This is a genomic window from Psychrobacter sp. NZS113 (assembly GCF_015864825.1).
In the GTDB taxonomy this organism is placed as follows: domain Bacteria; phylum Pseudomonadota; class Gammaproteobacteria; order Pseudomonadales; family Moraxellaceae; genus Psychrobacter.
This window is the reverse complement of record NZ_JADYWL010000003.1, coordinates 180,272-198,786: the sequence shown is the minus strand read 5'-3', so window position 1 is coordinate 198,786 and position 18,515 is coordinate 180,272. Positions and strand designations below refer to the sequence as shown.

16 protein-coding genes are annotated in these 18,515 nt (G+C 41.9%); 8 read left to right on the top strand and 8 right to left on the bottom strand.

Going from position 1 to position 18,515, the window contains the following annotated elements:
• Nucleotides 1-15: 15 nt before the first annotated feature.
• From I6E61_RS05835 to ccoN, 6 genes are all read right to left on the bottom strand, one after another.
• Nucleotides 16-606, bottom strand: coding sequence for a FixH family protein (locus I6E61_RS05835; protein WP_194197254.1), 591 nt, complete (start codon nucleotides 604-606; stop codon nucleotides 16-18).
• 174 nt (nucleotides 607-780) lie between these two features.
• The gene (ccoG, locus tag I6E61_RS05830) at nucleotides 781-2,190 is read right to left on the bottom strand and encodes a cytochrome c oxidase accessory protein CcoG (protein WP_197131314.1); all 1,410 of its coding nucleotides are present in this window, start codon (nucleotides 2,188-2,190) and stop codon (nucleotides 781-783) included.
• A gap of 478 nt (nucleotides 2,191-2,668) precedes the next feature.
• Entirely contained in the window at nucleotides 2,669-3,856 is a 1,188-nt protein-coding gene (gene ccoP / locus I6E61_RS05825) for a cytochrome-c oxidase, cbb3-type subunit III (RefSeq protein WP_197131312.1), read from the bottom strand.
• Nucleotides 3,853-4,035, bottom strand: coding sequence for a cbb3-type cytochrome c oxidase subunit 3 (locus tag I6E61_RS05820; RefSeq protein WP_194197257.1), 183 nt, complete (start codon nucleotides 4,033-4,035; stop codon nucleotides 3,853-3,855). Before I6E61_RS05820 ends, ccoP begins: the two co-directional genes overlap by 4 nt.
• Nucleotides 4,035-4,673: a cytochrome-c oxidase, cbb3-type subunit II gene (ccoO, locus tag I6E61_RS05815; RefSeq protein ID WP_194197258.1), complete on the bottom strand. Its 639-nt coding sequence runs from the start codon at nucleotides 4,671-4,673 to the stop codon at nucleotides 4,035-4,037. The genes I6E61_RS05820 and ccoO overlap by 1 nt, the downstream gene beginning before the upstream one ends.
• A 9-nt stretch (nucleotides 4,674-4,682) precedes the next feature.
• On the bottom strand, nucleotides 4,683-6,164 hold the full coding sequence (gene ccoN / locus I6E61_RS05810; protein WP_194197259.1) for a cytochrome-c oxidase, cbb3-type subunit I: 1,482 nt from the start codon (nucleotides 6,162-6,164) through the stop codon (nucleotides 4,683-4,685).
• 846 nt (nucleotides 6,165-7,010) lie between these two features.
• Between ccoN and I6E61_RS05805 the strand changes: the two genes are divergently transcribed.
• A complete protein-coding gene (locus I6E61_RS05805; protein ID WP_194197260.1) occupies nucleotides 7,011-7,400 on the top strand; it encodes an SCP2 sterol-binding domain-containing protein in 390 nt (129 codons plus the stop codon).
• 111 nt (nucleotides 7,401-7,511) lie between these two features.
• Here the strand turns inward: I6E61_RS05805 and I6E61_RS05800 are convergent, their stop codons facing one another.
• Nucleotides 7,512-8,486, bottom strand: a complete 975-nt coding sequence (locus I6E61_RS05800) for a hypothetical protein (RefSeq protein WP_197131309.1) — start codon at nucleotides 8,484-8,486, stop codon at nucleotides 7,512-7,514.
• 506 nt (nucleotides 8,487-8,992) lie between these two features.
• Between I6E61_RS05800 and I6E61_RS05795 the strand changes: the two genes are divergently transcribed.
• From I6E61_RS05795 to I6E61_RS05785, 3 genes are read left to right on the top strand one after another with little or no spacing between them, the layout of a single operon-like run.
• Nucleotides 8,993-10,228 carry a lipoprotein-releasing ABC transporter permease subunit gene (locus I6E61_RS05795; protein WP_197131306.1) on the top strand — a complete coding sequence of 412 codons (1,236 nt, stop codon included), beginning with the start codon at nucleotides 8,993-8,995 and terminating at the stop codon, nucleotides 10,226-10,228.
• A 47-nt stretch (nucleotides 10,229-10,275) separates the two neighbouring features.
• Nucleotides 10,276-10,956 carry a lipoprotein-releasing ABC transporter ATP-binding protein LolD gene (gene lolD, locus I6E61_RS05790; RefSeq protein ID WP_110922693.1) on the top strand — a complete coding sequence of 227 codons (681 nt, stop codon included), beginning with the start codon at nucleotides 10,276-10,278 and terminating at the stop codon, nucleotides 10,954-10,956.
• Between the two features lie 29 nt (nucleotides 10,957-10,985).
• On the top strand, nucleotides 10,986-11,291 hold the full coding sequence (locus tag I6E61_RS05785) for a hypothetical protein (protein ID WP_197131303.1): 306 nt from the start codon (nucleotides 10,986-10,988) through the stop codon (nucleotides 11,289-11,291).
• A 65-nt stretch (nucleotides 11,292-11,356) separates the two neighbouring features.
• On the opposite strand, the gene I6E61_RS05780 is transcribed toward I6E61_RS05785, so the two are convergent.
• Complete coding sequence (locus I6E61_RS05780) at nucleotides 11,357-11,932, bottom strand: DUF2062 domain-containing protein (protein WP_320108727.1); 576 nt, start codon at nucleotides 11,930-11,932, stop codon at nucleotides 11,357-11,359.
• Between the two features lie 307 nt (nucleotides 11,933-12,239).
• Here I6E61_RS05780 and I6E61_RS05775 point away from each other — a divergent pair, with 307 nt between their 5' ends.
• The 4 genes from I6E61_RS05775 (at nucleotide 12,240) to I6E61_RS05760 (ending at nucleotide 18,465) form a co-directional block, all read left to right on the top strand.
• Nucleotides 12,240-15,257: a ComEC/Rec2 family competence protein gene (locus tag I6E61_RS05775; RefSeq protein ID WP_320158572.1), complete on the top strand. Its 3,018-nt coding sequence runs from the start codon at nucleotides 12,240-12,242 to the stop codon at nucleotides 15,255-15,257.
• Between the two features lie 232 nt (nucleotides 15,258-15,489).
• Nucleotides 15,490-16,542 (top strand): signal peptide peptidase SppA, encoded by a 1,053-nt coding sequence (gene sppA / locus I6E61_RS05770; protein WP_194197265.1) that lies wholly within the window; start codon nucleotides 15,490-15,492, stop codon nucleotides 16,540-16,542.
• A gap of 166 nt (nucleotides 16,543-16,708) precedes the next feature.
• A complete protein-coding gene (locus tag I6E61_RS05765) occupies nucleotides 16,709-17,599 on the top strand; it encodes an alpha/beta fold hydrolase (RefSeq protein ID WP_197131300.1) in 891 nt (296 codons plus the stop codon).
• Nucleotides 17,600-17,664: 65 nt separating this feature from the next.
• A complete protein-coding gene (locus tag I6E61_RS05760) occupies nucleotides 17,665-18,465 on the top strand; it encodes a CPBP family intramembrane glutamic endopeptidase (RefSeq protein ID WP_227685701.1) in 801 nt (266 codons plus the stop codon).
• Nucleotides 18,466-18,515: the final 50 nt, after the last annotated feature.

Genomic DNA, 18,515 nt, shown 5'->3' with positions numbered 1-18,515 from the left:
TAAGATTACATCTGATCAATCAGGTTGTTTTTTTTCGAAAGCTTGTAAGGGCACAAAACTAACATTTGAACGAGGTAGCTTGGCGACATCTTGCATACGCCAGTTATTTGTACCACCGTTACTGACTTGCAGATAGTATTTGGCTTTTACTGGATCCATATCGACTCGCGCGCTATATTTATTGCCTTCTTGGTGCTGTAATATAACATCATGGTCTTTTTTGATATCAGTGGCATGCGAGATAGACAGGTTTAGCTGTTCTGGATAAACGAGCGGCGTACCATTCAATAATTTACCTGATTGCAAGCTTTGCTCAGGATAATCTAAATAAAAGGTAACATCCCCATTATCGGCAAATTGCATTTTGCCATGTAGGTCTAAATCATAAGTCAGCTTGTCACGTGACACATCTTGATAAAGAGTCTTGCCATCCATATACCAATCGTCACGTACGACACTGTCCCGAATCTGATAAGAATAGTAAACAAAGTAGATACAGGCCACTACCACAAATGCTGGCATGCCAATCACAAAGATAACGACCATGTAATTTTTATACCATGGCTGAGTGTCTTGATGCTTAAAGTTTGATGCTGGATTAGACATAAAGTACCTATTAATCAGATATCTGGTTTGTCAGACATCTATAAACTGTATCAACGAACCATCTGACGGCTACATGCTGCCAGTGTAATGATAAATGGTTTACCTGCTAGTCATAGATCAACAGGTAGTATGTATAATTATATACTAGCGAGGCGCTCAATAGTTTATTGAAGCCTACTGACCTTGAGTAGTAAAGACATTCTGTTTACTGACTTTGTATTGTCCATCTTCACTGGTCACATTTAGAGTGATGGGCGTCTGTTCGAAATCGATCACATCTGGATCTCCATAGATGCTAACTGGCATATCAAAACTTTCGCCTGCCTCTAGTGGCACATCGTTGAATCGTAGCTCTAAACTCAAACCATCTTTCGGCGCTAGTGTTATTTTATAGGCATGAGGATTTTGTGTTTTATTGGTCAGTTTAACAATATAACTGTTCTCAATCATGCCTTGATTGTTTATTGAAGATAACTGATTACGGTCGCGACGAATATCAATCTCTAAGGGCACACGATCCGTCAATGCATAAACTAGACCACCACATAAAACAGAAATGACTGCTAAATAAGCAAATAAGCGTGGACTAAATACACGAGTATCTTCTTTTTCTGCCAGCTGTCGTTCCGTCGTATAGCGGATGAGCCCACGAGGGTAGCCTACTTTGTCCATAATATCATTACAGGCATCAATACAAGCGGCACACTGAATACAACCCACCTGCAACCCATCACGAATATCGATGCCAGTGGGGCAGACCTGCACGCACATTGTACATTCAATACAGTCGCCCAAATGCTCAGGGTTTGTGCCTTTTTTGCGTGCACCACGTGGCTCACCACGTTCGTAGTCATAGGATACAACCAGTGTATCTTTATCAAACATCACACTCTGAAAGCGACCGTAAGGACAGATCTGGATACACATCTGCTCACGCATATAGCCTGCATTGGCGTAGGTGGCAAAGGTGAAAATAAACATCGATACCCATACCCATGTTGGCCAATCAGGAATTGGGACAACCCCAATCATTTGCCAGCTTTGGTACAGATAGTCTGTGCCAGCGACGTAGCTTACAAAAGTCGCTGCTGTGATAACTGAAAGCACAAACCAAATAAAATATACAGCAGAGCGTTTAAAGGCTTTTTGTGCGCTCATTGGCTCTTTGTCGAACTTTATGCGCTTATTACGATCACCAATGATCCACTTTTCAACGTACTGATACAAGTGTGTCCAAATCGTCTGTGGACAAGCATAACCACACCATACACGGCCTGCATAAACGGTCACCATGAATAGCATGAATGCGGCAATAATGGCAAAAGCGGCAATGAAATAAAAGTCCTGAGTCAGAAAGGTCGTACCAAAAATATAGTAATGCTGTGAGGGAACGTCAAACCATATTGCTTGTCGGCCATTGTAACGTAGCCATGGCAAAAGCAAAAAAGCAGCCAATAGAGCATACATTGTGATGATACGAATATTTTGATAAAAGCCTTTAATGAACCTAGGATGAACACGGTGTTTGGTGGCATCTAAGTCAATTTGCTGTACAGGGATTTTATTGGATTGTTGTGCTGACATAAACGTGCCTCTTTAAAAAAAGAATCAGTTTGCTGGCATGATGAACAAACATCTTGAATCATAAGATGTATGAGCGAACGATGTTATCAATGTCAGTAGGTAGCGGATAAATATTTATTAAACCATCTACCAAATGATCGATTACGAATAACTTAATGAAAATGAGAAATAGCTGTATAAATCAGCGATTGATGCACTGTTTTTGAGTGCGGCTATTTTAGCATTCTCCTTACTATAAATGGGGTAATAATATCAAAAAGCAATCAATATCTTATTCTCAAAACATGCTAGTTGTGTACTAATCAGTATTCAGATTTCGTACATAGTCTAGGGCATGTTTGATGTTCGCAAATAGGCAGTGCTATGGTCAAATATTAAACATGACTTAGTGAAAGCATATAAAAAAGGGAGAACTGTAATAACAGTTCTCCCTTTTTTCAATATCATTCATTTACGACAGAGCAATCTACTAAAAGTATTAGTTAGCAGTAGCTTCTGCTGTTTCTACAGTTGGAGCAGTAGCAGTAGCAGTAGCAGTAGCAGTTTGCTGGGTCATAGGCGGTGTTACCTTATCTGATAATGAATAAACATAGGCCGCAAGCAGCATAATGCGTTCATTACCCAGTTTAGTCTGCCATTGTGGCATTACACCAGCACGACCATAACGTAAGGTGTCACGGATGGTTTCGCGATCTCCACCGAACAGCCAGATGTTATCTGTTAGGTTTGGTGCACCTGTAGATACCATACCTTTACCTTCTGGGCCATGACAAAGCACACAGTTAGTAGGCTGATTAAATAATGTCTTACCTTGTGTAACTAACGTTTGGTCTAGATCGTAATCGTTTTGATTGCCAGAGATTGATAGTACATACTCAGCAACCGCACGCACACCGTCTTCACCAAGGTTTTCACGCCAAGCAGGCATTGGTAGTTTTGCAGGCTCTTTCTTGTAATCTACACCAATATGCCAGCCGTTATGCAAGGTCAGCAAGATATTCTCTGGCTTTCCACCATGTAACCAATCATTATCAGTCAGATTTGGATAACCGGTTGCACCTTTAGCGTTAGAGCCATGACATACAGCACAGTTCTGTAAAAATAAACGGCTACCCACTTTCAAGGCATTCGGATTTTCAGATAGCTTCTCAACATAAGGTGCAAGTTCTGCAACTTTGCCATCAATCTGAGTTTTTAAGTCTGCTGGTGCTGTTTCGCTATGACGCAAAGTCGATTGCATATCTGCAAGTGTGGCTAACGTTGATGTTGCACCACTTGCATCTGCTTTCGCCAAGATATTCTGTTCAAAGTTATCCGTAAATACTTTGTTGTTCTGTTCAAGCTCACTATATAGCTCGTTTTTAGAGGTCCATGGTACAGTTTCACCATCGACTTCTACAGTGGCAATTCCTTCCCAATGTTTGGGGAACATAGCTGGGAAAAATACCCAGTAAGCAACACCCCAAACAATCGAACCAAAAAATATTACTAGCCACCATTTAGGCAATGGTTTGTCATATTCTTTGATACCATCATAGGTATGACCAGTGGTGCCATCTTCTTCTACGTCAGGTTTGTATTTTAGAACAAATAACAAAACCCCAAGAATAAAGAGCCAACATCCGATACTTATTATAGTAATCCAAGAACTCCAAAAAAATGTCATCGTTTATCCTTATTGCGCTGCTCTTCAGACAAAGACTTTATATCTTCGTCATCAAGCGCAAGTTGTGCATCTTCTTCGAAGCGTTTTTTGTTTTTTGGCGAATACGCCCACCATGCAACACCTACGAAGGCAATAAAGGCAGAAACGGTCGCAATTGTTTGTAATTCACCAATACCCATTAGCGCTGTCCTTCCATCGCGGTGCCTAGTTGCTGTAGATAGGCAACCAAAGCATCAAGTTCGGTGGCACCAAGAACAGCATCTGGCGCTCCTTCGATATCTTCTTCAGTATAAGGCACACCAAAGCGATCACGGAATAGGCGCATTTTATCTTGAATGTTTTCACCATCTACTTCATTCTCAGCGAGCCAAGGGAAGCCAGGCATTACTGATTCAGGAACCAATGAACGCGGATTGATCAAATGCTGCTTTTGCCAGTCTTCAGAGTAACGTCCACCAACACGTGCTAGATCAGGTCCAGTACGTTTAGATCCCCACAAGAATGGGTGATCCCACGTTGATTCTGCAGCACGCGAGTATGGTCCATAACGTTCAACTTCAGCACGTAGCGGACGAATCATTTGGGTATGACATACGTGACAACCTTCACGAATATAAATGTCACGGCCTTCGAACTCTAGTGCCGTCCAAGGTTCCATAGTGGGGAGGGGAGCGTTAACCCCACCTTCTTCAGGACCTTTGTTGTCATATATCAATGGTACGATTTCAACTAGCGTTGCAAAGCTAATAGCAATAACGATACCGATGACCAACAAGCCTGTATTTTTTTCAATAATTTCATGCGGTGTACCAGCCATGATAGCTCCTTATACGTTAGCTGCTGAAGGTTTATCAACACTAGTTTCATGATCCGTTGGATCAGCCACATCTACAGGCTTGCCTTCTGGCATCTTAAGTGTTCTATAAACGTTGTATGCCATCACAAACATGCCCGACACATATAAGAAGCCACCAAAAGCACGACCGATATATGGGAAATGTGAGAACTCAACAGTATCAACGAAGCTATATACCAAAGTACCATCTGGATTGGTAGCCAGCCACATCATGCCTTGGCCAATACCTGAAATCCACATAGACACGATATAGAAGATCGTTCCTGCAGTCGCTAACCAGAAATGCGTGGTGATTAAGCTGATAGAGTACATTTTTGGTTTGTTAAAGATACGAGGTAATAATACGTATAGTGAACCAATGGTAATCATACCAACCCAGCCAAGCGCACCTGAGTGTACGTGTCCTACTGTCCAATCCGTGTTATGCGATAGCGCATTGACTGTCTTAATAGACATCATTGGGCCTTCGAACGTCGACATGGCGTAGAACGACAATGCAACAATCATAAAGCGAATGATTGGATCGGTACGTAACTTATCCCAACTACCTGATAACGTTAGTACACCGTTAATCATACCACCCCAAGATGGTGCAAATAGGATGATTGAGAATACCATTGCTAATGACTGCGTCCAATCTGGAAGCGCTGAATAATGCAAATGGTGACCACCAGCCCACATATATGAAGCAATTAGTGCCCAAAAGTGAACGATAGACAAACGGTAAGAATAAATAGGACGACCAATCTGTACTGGAACGAAGTAGTACATCATCCCAAGGAATGCTGCCGTTAGATAAAAACCTACCGCATTATGTCCGTACCACCACTGCACCATCGCATCAGTTGCACCGCCAAATAACGAGTAAGATTTAAATGCGCTAACAGGAATCGCCATGCTGTTTACGATATGCAGTAGTGCAATCGTAATAATAAAAGCTGCAAAGAACCAGTTAGCTACATAGATATGTGAGGTTTTACGTTTGATGAGCGTACCGAAAAAGACAATGGCATACGATATCCATACCAAAGCAATCAAAATATCGATTGGCCACTCAAGCTCAGCGTATTCCTTAGTCGAGGTCAAGCCTAGAGGAAGGGTAATAACTGCTGATACGATAACCGCTTGCCAACCCCAAAAGGTAAACCAAGCTAAATAAGGCGCAAATAACCGTGTCTTACAGGTACGTTGCACAATATAGTAAGACGTTGCGAACAGGGCAGAGCCACCGAACGCAAAAATGACCGCATTGGTATGAAGCGGTCTTAGGCGACTAAAAGTCAGCCATGGAATGTCAAAGTTGAGTGCTGGCCATGCTAACTGTGAAGCAATGAACACACCAATACTCATGCCGACGATGCCCCAAACTACGGCCATTATCGCAAAAAATCTTACGATAGTAATTTCGTACTCACGGTCCACTGGGGCGACTGCTGTGTTTTGTAAACTCATTGGATGATTCCTTTACAGCCCGAATTATCAACAGAATTAACTAACTCTCCGCACTATCTGCATCATAATAATTGATGGTCAAATAGTAGTTGCGGTACATGCTGTTTTTTGGATTGCTTATAGTTTTAACGTTATTAGCTATCAATCTAAGCCATATATCAGCTGGTGCTCATATACAGAGGCATTTAAAATCACAGCACTCATGGCCAATCGATAGTAGGATTATTAATAACTGTTAAGGTGAATAAGAAAATGCGCCGTTTTTGAGCATCAAACATCTAATGAGGCTAAGTATTTATCTTAATTATTACCAAAATTCTGTACCAATGAAGATAGATACCAATATCCATAGGGCCATAAAAACGCACTGACCATAGACGTATGCTAGCGGCGGCTGACAAAAAAACATGTTTACGTAATGTTTAGTTAAAACTCCCGACTCTGTTTAAGGGTATTGTAACGCAATCCTAATCAAATATCATCAGAACTATGCGGCAAAATACAAACTCTTTGGTAAAAACTCTAGCGTGCAACTTATTATTGCTGCACTATCCGCTTATTTTATACACAATTTTGTCATGATTCTAGAGGTGGTCTTTGGTTAGAAACAGATGGTAAGTGTCATACGTTACTGTCAGGATGAAAAAGAATCTTGTAACAATGGCAGCATTAGTCATGTAAATAAGTTTTACTTATCATCAAGCCGACCCTTATAATGAGGTTAAATATGATAGGTAGCAGCGTTTTTATATCATTGCTATCAGAAATTATTTTATAATTTGATGTTCAGTCAGGCGAGGGTGACTAAAACCTTAGCCTTACATAATACTAATTAAGGACAATAATATGGCAGTTTTTTTGACAAATGAATGGTTTGAGCAAGTTGAGAAAATGGGTCAAGAAGCGGGTGAGCTTAATTTACCACCAGCACTTGCAAATATGATCGTCAACTTAAAGGTTTCTGATACTGATCAAGATATTGAAGCCAACTTCACTAATGGCTTATTGCATCGCGGCTTAAATGATGCGGCGACCACGACCTTGCTACTTGATCGTAGTATCTTGCAATCGATCATCACTGATTTTGATACCAATCAAATCATGGGTGCATTTATGAGCGGTAAAATTCGTGTTGAAGGCGATATGTCACAATTGATGGCAGTACAGACTGCTCGCCCAAGCACTGAGCAAAAAGAGCTGTACTCTCGTATCAAGTCTATGACGACTATGGCTTAGTTTTATATTTGCATGGTTCTATGTGAATGATTCAGTTGATGTAAAAAAGCCTCTAATTCATATTAGAGGATTTTTTATTGATAAATTTAATAACAATACGTTTTTATCTGATTAACTGGCTTTGGACTGTTGCGCTGCACTTTTTTGGTTTTGCTTATAGATAGCCGCCTGTAACCAAACGTTGGCTTGTATATAATCATGCACTTTAATGATGGCTGTCTCTGCCGTGTTGAGCGCACCAACACGTATCACAAATGGGTCTGCGTCTTGTTCGCGTAATATGACGATATCAAACAAAATAATAGATTTGCCATTGAAGACGGTTTCTTGTTTGCCAAGGACTTGACCCTGACACCATGCCTCGTCTTCTTGTCCGAGTGTATCGCCAAATAGATATGCACACATATGACCCAAGTTGATTTCGACAGGCGCCATTTGCTCTTTGGTCTCAGGTTTCCACTCTTTGATTTGCTCTTGCAAATCGTCGGGTATCTTTCCATCATTGGCGGCAACAATGTCGTTAAAGGCACGATGATAGCGAATCGACTCTTGATCTTCGACCATAATTACTTCGTTTTGTTCACTGTGTTTGATCTCATGTGCCCAAGCGCTAAGGTTCACAAAGTATGACGTATCTCGTTGATATAAATGACGGTTGGTCGTATAAAGCTGATCAAAAGCATAGATGATACTGCCATCAGCCGTATGCAAGCGTAATACCGCATCGTGTGAGTTGTCATTGGCGATGATACGTTCAATTTTACAATTTAGGCCATATGGACTATCGACACAAGGGTAGGCATTGATGAAGCACTCAGGCTTACCATTTTTCATCGCCAGTACTTGATTGATATGACATGGTTGGTTTTCCGATAGTAATAGGCAGCTATCTTGCGAGCTTACATTGCTATTAAGACCTTTAGGCATCGCTGCTTGTTCGATCATTTTCTGTAGCCATTCTGGTACGTCATGGCTCATATCGTCAGTCAGAATTCGCCAATGATCAGCGTGACCTGCAGATTGCTCGTCAGTTAAGGTTACCTTAGTGGGAGACTGGATGTTTTTATATTGGTAATTAATGGTCATGAGAGTACTCAAAATTAAGTCAGCGTGAAGTTTGGCGCTAAAGCTGCGATTACTGGATACCATAACCTACTATGCTAAACATGGGTCTATGATGGCTAGCAACGTTGTCATCAGCAAAAGGTGAACAAACAACAATGAATGGGTAATGACAATTGTCCTTAGCATACAATATATAGGTATTGACGCAAGTAATAGCAAGTCCCACATAAAAAATAGTAACAAAACCCTGTTTTTTAGCAAAAAACATACTCAGTTTTTGCTAATGATTGGCACATATCAGCTGATTTGTGTCAAACTAGCTCCCTTTTGACGGCTGTCTTAAGCTCGTCTGAAACCCAGTTTGTGTGCTCGTTTTATAGCATATAGCCAATCCTCTATAAATTGGATATGGTGTCAGTCTCGCTTAGTTTACTACTTGTAGTACTTTCACTTGCTTTCCTTGTATCCAAATTATATTGAACCGACTATATATAAAGTCGCACGTAGATAAGATAAAGAGTTTGAATATGTTTCGTCCTTTAGCGTTATTTATCGGCTTACGATATACCCGAGCAGAGCGTAGTAATGGTTTTATCTCCTTTATATCGCTGATCTCGATGATTGGTTTGACTCTTGGGGTTGCCGTATTAATCACGGTGTTGTCGGTCATGAATGGTTTTGATCGAGAGCTAAAAACCCGTATTTTGGGTATGGTGCCGCAAGCAACGGTCGTCTCATCTGAGATTATCAGTGACTGGGAGCAATTGGCAGACAAGATTAAAGAAGACCCAGAAGTGGCAGCGGTAGCGCCATTTATCCAACTGCAAGGGATGTTGACTTCAAATGGTCAGGTCGCAGGGATTATGGTCACAGGTGTTGAACCTGAGTATGAGAAAAAGGTCTCTATAATCAATGAGCACATGGTTGAGGGTAGTATTGATACCTTACAAAATGGTGACTTTAGTATTGTGCTGGGTGAAGAGATGGTGCAATCATTAGGGTTGCAACTCGGTGATAAAGTCACGTTAGTATTGCCAGAGGCATCACCGTCAGCAGCCGGTGTCATACCGCGATTTAAGCGCTTTACTTTGACGGGTATCTTCACTATTAGTCCAGAAGTCGATAGTCTGATGGCCTTTATTCCTATGGGTGATGCTGCAAAACTGTTACGTCTGCCAGAGGGTGCACAGGGTGTGCGTATGAAGCTTAATGATATCTTTACTGCGCCAATTGCCTCAGAGAAAGCGGCTGCGATTGCCCCTGATAGATTGTATCCGAATAATTGGACACAGACTCATGGCAATCTGTTTGGTGCCATTCAGATGGAAAAGGCGATGGTAGGCTTACTGCTCTTTTTGATTATATTAGTTGCAGCCTTCAATATCGTTTCTAGTCTGGTCATGCTTGTCACGGATAAGAAAGCGGACATTGCAATCTTAAAAACCTTTGGTGCATCACCTCGATTGATTACCCAAGTGTTTATGGTTCAAGGTGTGGTCATCGGTGTCATCGGTACGGTTGCTGGCACGATATTGGGTGTGATATTCGCCCTCACGGTCAGCGATATTTTGGGTTTCATCAACCAAGTCTTTAACCTGAACCTATTTGATGCGTATTTTGTGAACTATTTGCCGTCAGAGTTGCGTGTACTAGATGTGGTGTTGATTACTGGTGCATCGTTTGTATTGAGCTTTTTGGCAACGATCTACCCAGCACGTCGCGCTGCTAAAATTCAGCCAGCACAAACATTGCGTTATGAGTAAATGATTTTATAAAGCATCAACTATATAAATAGAATAAAGGAAATACCATGTCTGCCATTTTAGAGGCGAAAAATATCAACAAGATATATGATGAAGGGGCAGTTAGTACGCAAGTATTGACTGGCTTGGATTTGACGGTTAAGGCTGGCGAGCGTATTGCTATCGTTGGTACCAGTGGCTCAGGTAAGAGTACATTGCTACATTTGCTAGGCGGTCTTGATACACCTACTACGGGTGAAGTGTGGCTACATGGTCAATTATTAAACAGTATGAATGAAACCGAACGTGGTGCGATGCGTAATAAGCATTTGGGATTTATTTATCAGTTTCATCATCTGTTGGCTGAATTTACGGCTATCGAAAATGTCGCTATGCCATTATTGATGCGACCAAAAGTATCGACGACTGAAGCGCGTCAACAAGCGATTGATATTCTAGAAAGTGTCGGTCTAGAGCATCGTCTGATGCATAGACCAGGCGAGTTATCAGGCGGTGAGCGTCAGCGTGTGGCGATTGCCCGTGCGCTTGTGACCAAGCCATCGCTTATCTTGGCAGATGAGCCAACCGGTAACTTGGATTATGATAATGCCCAAAGCGTTTTTGGACTGTTGACAGAATTACAAAACACGATGCAGACCGCATTATTGATGGTGACGCATGATCGCAATCTGGCGGCATTGGCAGATCGTCAACTACTATTGCGTAATGGTCATTGGGAACAGTATTAAGCCCCTTATTTCTGACAAGGATGAACATAATGAATGAAAATGAAGATCCAATCGAAGCTTTTGGCAGCGCCGAAGAAGGCAATGCGCCGCTACATTCTTATATGGATCCAGCATTGTTCGATACGATTGATAGACAGGAACAGGTAGATCTACTGACACCTGTCTTTGATGCCATTACTTTGGCTGGTGTCGACTACGATCTCAAAGCTCAAGATAGCGCAACAGGCAAACGCTATACGCTCTTCAAAGGTGAGAAGGTGATTGAGGTTTTTGTGATGGATAGCAATCTCACCAATAATATTACGGAAGCTATAGAAAATAGCAAAGACGTGTAGTTTAGGCAATCTAGTTTAAGGCTGATGCTGTTAGTAATCTATAATCTAATGGCATCTAGCTTAGTTTAAGATTCAGGCGGTTTGTCAGAAGGTATATCCTGACGGTTTTGCCAGCTGACGACCGTTTTATAACGCCAAATAGCTTTAAATGCCAGTCCGCAAATAAGGCTAGTCAACACCGCCAAAATCGTGAGTCCAATACAAAATGCCGCAATCGATACAGTACCGCGATAGGTAATAAATGGATTGGCACCATCTGACAACGCCCACAAACTAAAATCAGCAATCATTCTTCCAATAAGTCGAAGGCTTAGCACTGGTGCGTCGATAATTTTAGCGCCGATGTAATAACCAGCATAAAAGATAGGCAAGCTAGTAAGCGGATTGGTAATCCAAGTCAAACCGAGCGCCATCGGAACATTGGCACGGAAGATTAATGAGCCGACCAACGCTATCAGCATCTGTCCTGGCAATGGAAAAAATGCGCTAAGCACACCAATATAGACCGCTTTATTTAGGCTGTGACGATTAAAGTGCCATAATCGTGGATCAGCTAAATGCGGTGCAAACAGTTTTAAGGTGCGACTTTCTAGAATTTTCTCTGGTGTAGGAAGTAGGCTTTTTAGACGTTTTTGGGGCACAAGATTGCCTTTAATCGTTAACTACAGCCCAATCAATCATCTTGATGGACTGTTATAAGGTAATATTTTTAATAAAAATAAGGATAAGATTATATAGTATGATAATGTCAGAGTATCGTTATCGTACTATGTATGAGCAGTATAGGGTAATATAAATATAAATGCCATTGTATGACGTATTAGCTACCGCTCGTTTGGGCTTAAGTTTATGTCGATACTTCTTTGTGGTGCTAGGTTGCTGTCCACCGTAACCAATGACTATATTTAGCCATATCATAATATTTATATCATCAAGCAAGGAGTGCTGGTGTATTGGTTGATCTGTAGCTTGATTATTAGCGCTATGATGGGCGTGTTGGCAGTTGCGGATAGTATGCCAATGAGTCCGTTGTTAATGGATATGACTAATGTATCTATTGCACCTTTATCACTAATGGCGCTTGCCATCACTTTGACTATCCTTGTTCAATTCAATATACCTTCCATCAATATCAGCCGTTCCTCGCAAAAACCTTCTAGTTACTCTCCACATTATCCTAAACTATTATGTCGTATTGCTAGTCATTTGATAGTCGCTATATTGGCGATTGGATTGGTCATCGGCAGCGCGATGCAAGCTTTGCTAAGCCACCAACAAGCAGAAATGACAGCAGTCACTGAGCCTATGCGTGTGCAAGCGTTGGTGACCGTTGAGGGGATAAGTGATAGCTTCTATGATGCCACTACAGAAAGCGGCTATCGACAAGTAGCGGTTATTAGCCATATATCACCGCTGGTATCAGAGTTAACGTCGAAAGACTTAGATGATATTAACGTTGGTTTTTTAGAAAATAGCCTAAGTAAGAGTTCCTTAAATAACGATACGTCGTATGATAACCATTCAGATAGCAGTCCAGATAATAATGGCAATGAGAGTATAGAGTACCGTGTATTACTCAATGCTTACCCCAAAAAAACCCTATCCAAAACGTCTTCAGACAGTCATCAATTTGCAAACTTAAATCATTTGCAGCCAGGTGATCAGCTATTTATGAGTTTGACGCTTGCGCCACTGGCTACCTCTGAACAAGTGTTAAATAATCCTTCTGGTTTTGATAGCTATCGTTGGTTGCGAGGTCGCCATATTGATGGTGTCGCAAACATATTGGCGGTTAGTACGTCGACCTTTTCTAATGATATGCCATCGAACATAGCACCTACTTCCGATAGCTATCTTCAGCGTTTGCGTACTCGTATTGACCAAGGGCGTTGGCAATTGCGGCAGCATTTCTATACCGATTGGCGTGATAAAACCACAGCAGAGCAGCAAGCAAAAGCTGTCATACTGAGCCTGCTGACAGGCGACCGTAGTCTAATCAACCGCGATACTAAAGATTTGTATCAGCTGGCAGGTATCTCACATTTACTGGCAATATCAGGGACGCATGTATTGTTTTTAGCGATTGTGCTGGCGGGTGGTGCAGTTCTAATCTTTGATCGATTCTGTCCAGTTGCTTATCGCTATATACCACGTTGGCAAGTGCGTTGGTGGGTGATGATCGGTGCTGCTTTTGTTTATGCCTTATTCACCGGATTTGATGTGCCTGCTGCCCGTACTGCATGGATGCTATTGGCAATAGGCTTGGTGCGTTTAACCTTATTACCTATCAGCACCATGCGTGTATTATTCGCACTGGCAGTATTGATGGCATGGCTTGATCCTTATGTACTATGGCAAGCAGGGTATTGGTTGTCTTTTATTGCAGTGGCACTATTACTCAAATACGAAGACAAGTCCTATAAATATAGGCAAGCCTCTGTATTTACTCATCAAGCTGGCGCCTATAAATCTAATGCTATAAATGAGTTGGCCAAACGTGTTTGGATGATAGGTAGACGCATATTCAAATTACAGTTTTGGTTGTTTATCACTTTACTGCCCATTACGTTACTGCTGTTCGGTAAGGCCTCACTATGGGGACTTTTCATCAATCTATTTGCTATCGGCTTATTTGGTTGGGTGATTGTACCGCTCAATCTACTGGCAGGACTTTTTTATCTGTTGTCACCTACTATCGCCGATAGTATTTGGGCATTGGTGAGCGTAATTGTTGCAAGCTTGCATGAGTTGATGACGTGGCTAACTTCCTTATCATCGTTGTCAGAAGCATGGCTCTATACACCAGTAAATATGGCGATTTTATTGATGGTATTGCTGAGCACATTGCCTTGGCTGTTACCACGTGGGTTTATCAGTCGTTGGCTAGTGTTGCCGCCATTGACCATGCTAATGATGACCGTTTATGCCAATCAGCAGTCACTAACGATGACACCAACGTTATATATATTACCAACGGGTGATCAGTATATAAGCGCTGCTCTGTTGCAATATCCTATTATCAATTCTGAAAATACTAATAATGGGAGTGTCAGTTGGCTGTTTTTAGCCGATCACCGACCGAAAGCCACACGAACGATGCCAAGTAACTTGACGGTAGAGAAGCTCTCGACGATGTTAGAGCAGCAATTGGGTAGTTTATCGATTGGTAAGCTAGACGGTATTACCGTACAGAGTGGTAGTGTTGGATTAACGGATACGCTGACGACTGATGATAAGCGTGCTGACATCAATACTATAGGTTCTGAGCTATTACCACTGACGGTTGTCCAGTTAAATCAGCAGCTGCCTATTAATAAGTACTGGCAGGCAGGGCGCTTTGATCGTTGGCCTGCACTTCAGCGCTCATATAAGGTCGCCAGTCAAATTAAGAGTAAGTCAGATATTAGCGTGCAAAGTTGCGATCAGGGTAAAACATGGCAGCTACCGAATGGCGACTTGTCCATACAAGCATTGACAGGTTGGCGCACAATAGATGATGACAGCGTCTGGGATTGCACGCTCGCTATAGACACTGGTTTACCGATACAAATATTAAAGTACAATGCAGCTGATCCACTTAGGTCAGCACCTGCAGCTGTACAAACACTGCGATCAAACCTTTCATCCTTGACGCCTAATGTAGCAGAGACTACATCACGTCTTGTTTTGAATGTAGATACCCATCAACGTGTTTGGCAGATGTGGGAGCTGCTGTGTTCAACGGAGCCACTATCTGGTCAGGTAGCTGCTGGTCAAACACCTATTAACAAAACAACCACTGATCCAATAACTATCAATCAAACAACAATGCTATCTGATATTACATGGCTTGGACACAGTACATCGCATATAACCGCCAATGTACTAGGCCTTCAAAGCATTAATGAAATTATGACCTATGATGATAAAGCGCTGGAGGTGGCACTATCTATAGATGATAACTCTCAGAGCAAACTCTCATACTAAATTATAATAATGCCCCTCAAAAAATTGCTCATACTCTTGGCGTTACAATATGGTGATATTTCACAGTTATACTATTGAACCATGATGAAAATGCGACCATACTTACCAACCTATTAATATAAATGACGATTGTATTACAAATGCGTTGAGAGTAAGAACTAGCTTCTTACTACATTTATATTCTATATCATCTCTTTTATCGTTTTAGATTGTTTCTGACTTAGGAAGTTATATGCCCAACTGGCCACCAGACCCTAATAAACGTCCTGACACTTCGGCAAATCAGCCAGCACCCATTCAACAATCAAGCCAACCGACTGGACAAGAGTGGCGACTGCTGGAAAACACATTACTAGCTAGTGTGGTTGAACAGCGCCGCGCTCGTCGCTGGAGTATCTTTTTTAAATTATTGACCTTTGGTTATATCTTATTGATATTTCTGACCCTTGGCCGTGGTTGCAGCAGTGCATCAACAGGTATCGATGCAGTTGACAACAGCGAGCCACATTTGGCCGTGGTTGAGCTGCAAGGCGTCATTAGTAGTGGCGATGTGGCCAATGCCTATGATGTCAATGAAGCATTAACCCGTGCTTTTGAAAACAGTAATTCAAAAGCTGTTGTGCTAGATATCAACTCACCTGGCGGCTCACCTGTACAGTCTGATGAAATTTGGCAGACTATGATGGAGTTGCGTCAAGAATATCCAGACAAGAAACTTTACGCAGTGATTGGTGATATTGGTGCTTCTGGCGCTTATTACATTGCTTCTGCAGCAGACGAGATTTATGTCAACCCATCAAGTTTGGTTGGCTCTATCGGCGTGATTATGTCGAGCTATAATATTGAAGGCTTGATGGATAAAGTGGGCGTAAAAGATCGTACTTTGACCGCTGGTGAGTACAAAGATATCCTAAGCTTATCGCGTCCATTGACTGACTATGAAGAAGGTCATGTCGAGAAAGTATTAGCAAATACGCACAAGCATTTTATCGATGCAGTGAAAGAAGGCCGCGGCGACCGTCTAAAAAATCCTGAACAGAATAAGTTGTTCTCAGGGCTATTTTGGACAGGTGAGCAGTCTATCGAACTTGGTCTAGCAGACAAGAAAGGTAGCATCGCGAGCTTAGAAAAAGAGTTAGATCTTGATACGGCGATTAACTACAGCCCAACAGATCCTTTTGAGTCGTTTATGGATCGCTTCGCTGTTAAGTTAGGTGCAGGCATTGGTTCAAGTGTCAATCTTGATGTCCTAACAAAAGAAGATGGCAATGTAGAGATGCGTTAAGCATTTTGTATTTTAGATTTACTGTGTATGATTGATAAGGCTGAGTATATGATTATGCTCAGCCTTCTTATTTATATATTAGATATGTCAGATATGTCAGATATGTCAGATTTAATCATGACAAATGACACATAAGCTATCCATAATGATTCGATGAGAGCCAGTTATGACTGATGAACGCAATTTTCAGACCTTTGCCGCTTTACCTATCTCTAACATAACAAACAAACCTGTTATTCATTTTGCACATGCCAATGGTATGCCAAGTGCTGTCTATCAGCCATTTTTTGAGAATTTAGCAGAGTTTTTTACGATTGAATATATTGCGATGCTAGGTGATACTCCAGGTTATCCTGTAGATGATCATTGGCGCAGCCTCACAAACCAAATTATTGATAGTGTGAAAAGTGCTTGTGAGAAACATGGCGTCGCGCAAGTAGTCGCAGTCGGCCACTCACTTGGCGCAATGTGTACCATGCAAGCATTGTATCGTGAGCCAAAGTACTTTGCGAAAGCGGTCCTCATGGATCCGCCTTGGATTTATGGCAAGGTAAGTCTGCTATGGCACTTGGCAAAGACAGTGGATCGTTTGCCGTTGATGAATAACCGTTTGATGGATAAATTATCACCCGCTGGAATATCCAAGCATCGCCGTGATGTATGGGATAGTCGAGCAGATGCTTATGAAAAAATGCGCCATAAAGGGTTTTTTAAGAATTTTGATGAGCGCAGTTTTCAAGGCTATATCGACCACGGCCTACACCAGCGTGCTGACGGTAAAGTAACTTTGGCCATTCCTAAATCGAGCGAAGTTGCCGTATTCCGTACCAATCCATCTTGGTATTGGTTGGCACCAAATCGTGGTCCTAAGGTGCCCGTAACTTTGATTATTGGTGAAGATAGCATATTCTTAAAACGTCACTTCCCTCAGCAAGTGCAGGCACGATTAGGGGTGCCTTATACCACTCATGCAGGTGGTCATATGTTCCCGCTTGAACATCCTGACTCTGTATCACTGCAAGTATTGTCATTGATTGAGCAGCAACTGTTAAAATAGTCGCCAATTATTATTAATGTTTTTCACAGACATGGGCTGAAAACAGACTTTTGAGTAACGACTTTATGCTAAAAAATGCTACTGACGCACACAAGCAAGCTGCATTGCCTAACCATGTACCACTGTTTTCAAACTTAGGTGCATTCCTACTGACGGTAGGCATGTTGATGGTGTTTTTTATCAGTCAGTTATTAGGGATATATGTCGCTGGCAAGTTGGTATTACCTGCTACTCAAAATGCAACAGTAGGCGATATATTCTTATTTGGCGGTAATGATGGCACGGTTGTGAGCCTCTCTATCATTATAGGTTGTGTGTTAATAACAGCGACTACTTTCTCAGTCATTCGTTTGAGGGGAGGCAGTGTGCGTCAGTATTTGGCGCTAAAGTCATTTCCACCTGCGGTTGGGCTGGGAATGGCTGGACTGCTATTGATATTTATGATTGCCAGTCAGGCGCTCACGTACTTTCTCGATGAGACACCACTGGTATTTGTAGATCCGCTATACCAGTCTGTCAGTTCGGTATGGCTGCTGGTCTTTGCGATGGTCGTCGTTGCACCACTATATGAAGAGCTGGTCTTTCGCGGTATATTATGGACTGCTATTGCAGAACAGTTCGCTGACTCCTCTTATTCCTCTTATCCAACAAAGTATCGAGGCGCAATCGTTGCCAGTATTGTGACCAGTTTGATATTTGCAGTAATCCATGTGCAGTATGGTGTTTATGAAATCAGCACCATTGTCGTATTGGCATTGGTATTTTGCTATGCACGCATCAAATCAGGGTCATTATTGTTGCCAATACTATTGCACATCGCTAATAACGGTGTAGCGATGTGGCAATATATGGCGCAAGGAGCTTAAATAAACAGCAATTGTTGCTGATTTTTTATATGTCTTTATTGTCGTTCTTA

What these genes read in the sequence shown, in the direction of transcription:
- I6E61_RS05785 (WP_197131303.1), top strand. Translation starts at nt 10,986, where the DNA reads ATGAATGAAAATGAAGATCCAATCGAAGCTTTTGGCAGCGCCGAAGAA.
- I6E61_RS05800 (WP_197131309.1), bottom strand. Translation starts at nt 8,486, where the DNA reads ATGACCATTAATTACCAATATAAAAACATCCAGTCTCCCACTAAGGTA.
- I6E61_RS05760 (WP_227685701.1), top strand. Translation starts at nt 17,665, where the DNA reads ATGCTAAAAAATGCTACTGACGCACACAAGCAAGCTGCATTGCCTAAC.
- ccoG (WP_197131314.1), bottom strand. Translation starts at nt 2,190, where the DNA reads ATGTCAGCACAACAATCCAATAAAATCCCTGTACAGCAAATTGACTTA.
- I6E61_RS05795 (WP_197131306.1), top strand. Translation starts at nt 8,993, where the DNA reads ATGTTTCGTCCTTTAGCGTTATTTATCGGCTTACGATATACCCGAGCA.
- I6E61_RS05765 (WP_197131300.1), top strand. Translation starts at nt 16,709, where the DNA reads ATGACTGATGAACGCAATTTTCAGACCTTTGCCGCTTTACCTATCTCT.
- lolD (WP_110922693.1), top strand. Translation starts at nt 10,276, where the DNA reads ATGTCTGCCATTTTAGAGGCGAAAAATATCAACAAGATATATGATGAA.
- I6E61_RS05820 (WP_194197257.1), bottom strand. Translation starts at nt 4,035, where the DNA reads ATGGGTATTGGTGAATTACAAACAATTGCGACCGTTTCTGCCTTTATT.
- ccoN (WP_194197259.1), bottom strand. Translation starts at nt 6,164, where the DNA reads ATGAGTTTACAAAACACAGCAGTCGCCCCAGTGGACCGTGAGTACGAA.
- ccoP (WP_197131312.1), bottom strand. Translation starts at nt 3,856, where the DNA reads ATGACATTTTTTTGGAGTTCTTGGATTACTATAATAAGTATCGGATGT.
- sppA (WP_194197265.1), top strand. Translation starts at nt 15,490, where the DNA reads ATGCCCAACTGGCCACCAGACCCTAATAAACGTCCTGACACTTCGGCA.
- I6E61_RS05805 (WP_194197260.1), top strand. Translation starts at nt 7,011, where the DNA reads ATGGCAGTTTTTTTGACAAATGAATGGTTTGAGCAAGTTGAGAAAATG.
- I6E61_RS05835 (WP_194197254.1), bottom strand. Translation starts at nt 606, where the DNA reads ATGTCTAATCCAGCATCAAACTTTAAGCATCAAGACACTCAGCCATGG.
- ccoO (WP_194197258.1), bottom strand. Translation starts at nt 4,673, where the DNA reads ATGGCTGGTACACCGCATGAAATTATTGAAAAAAATACAGGCTTGTTG.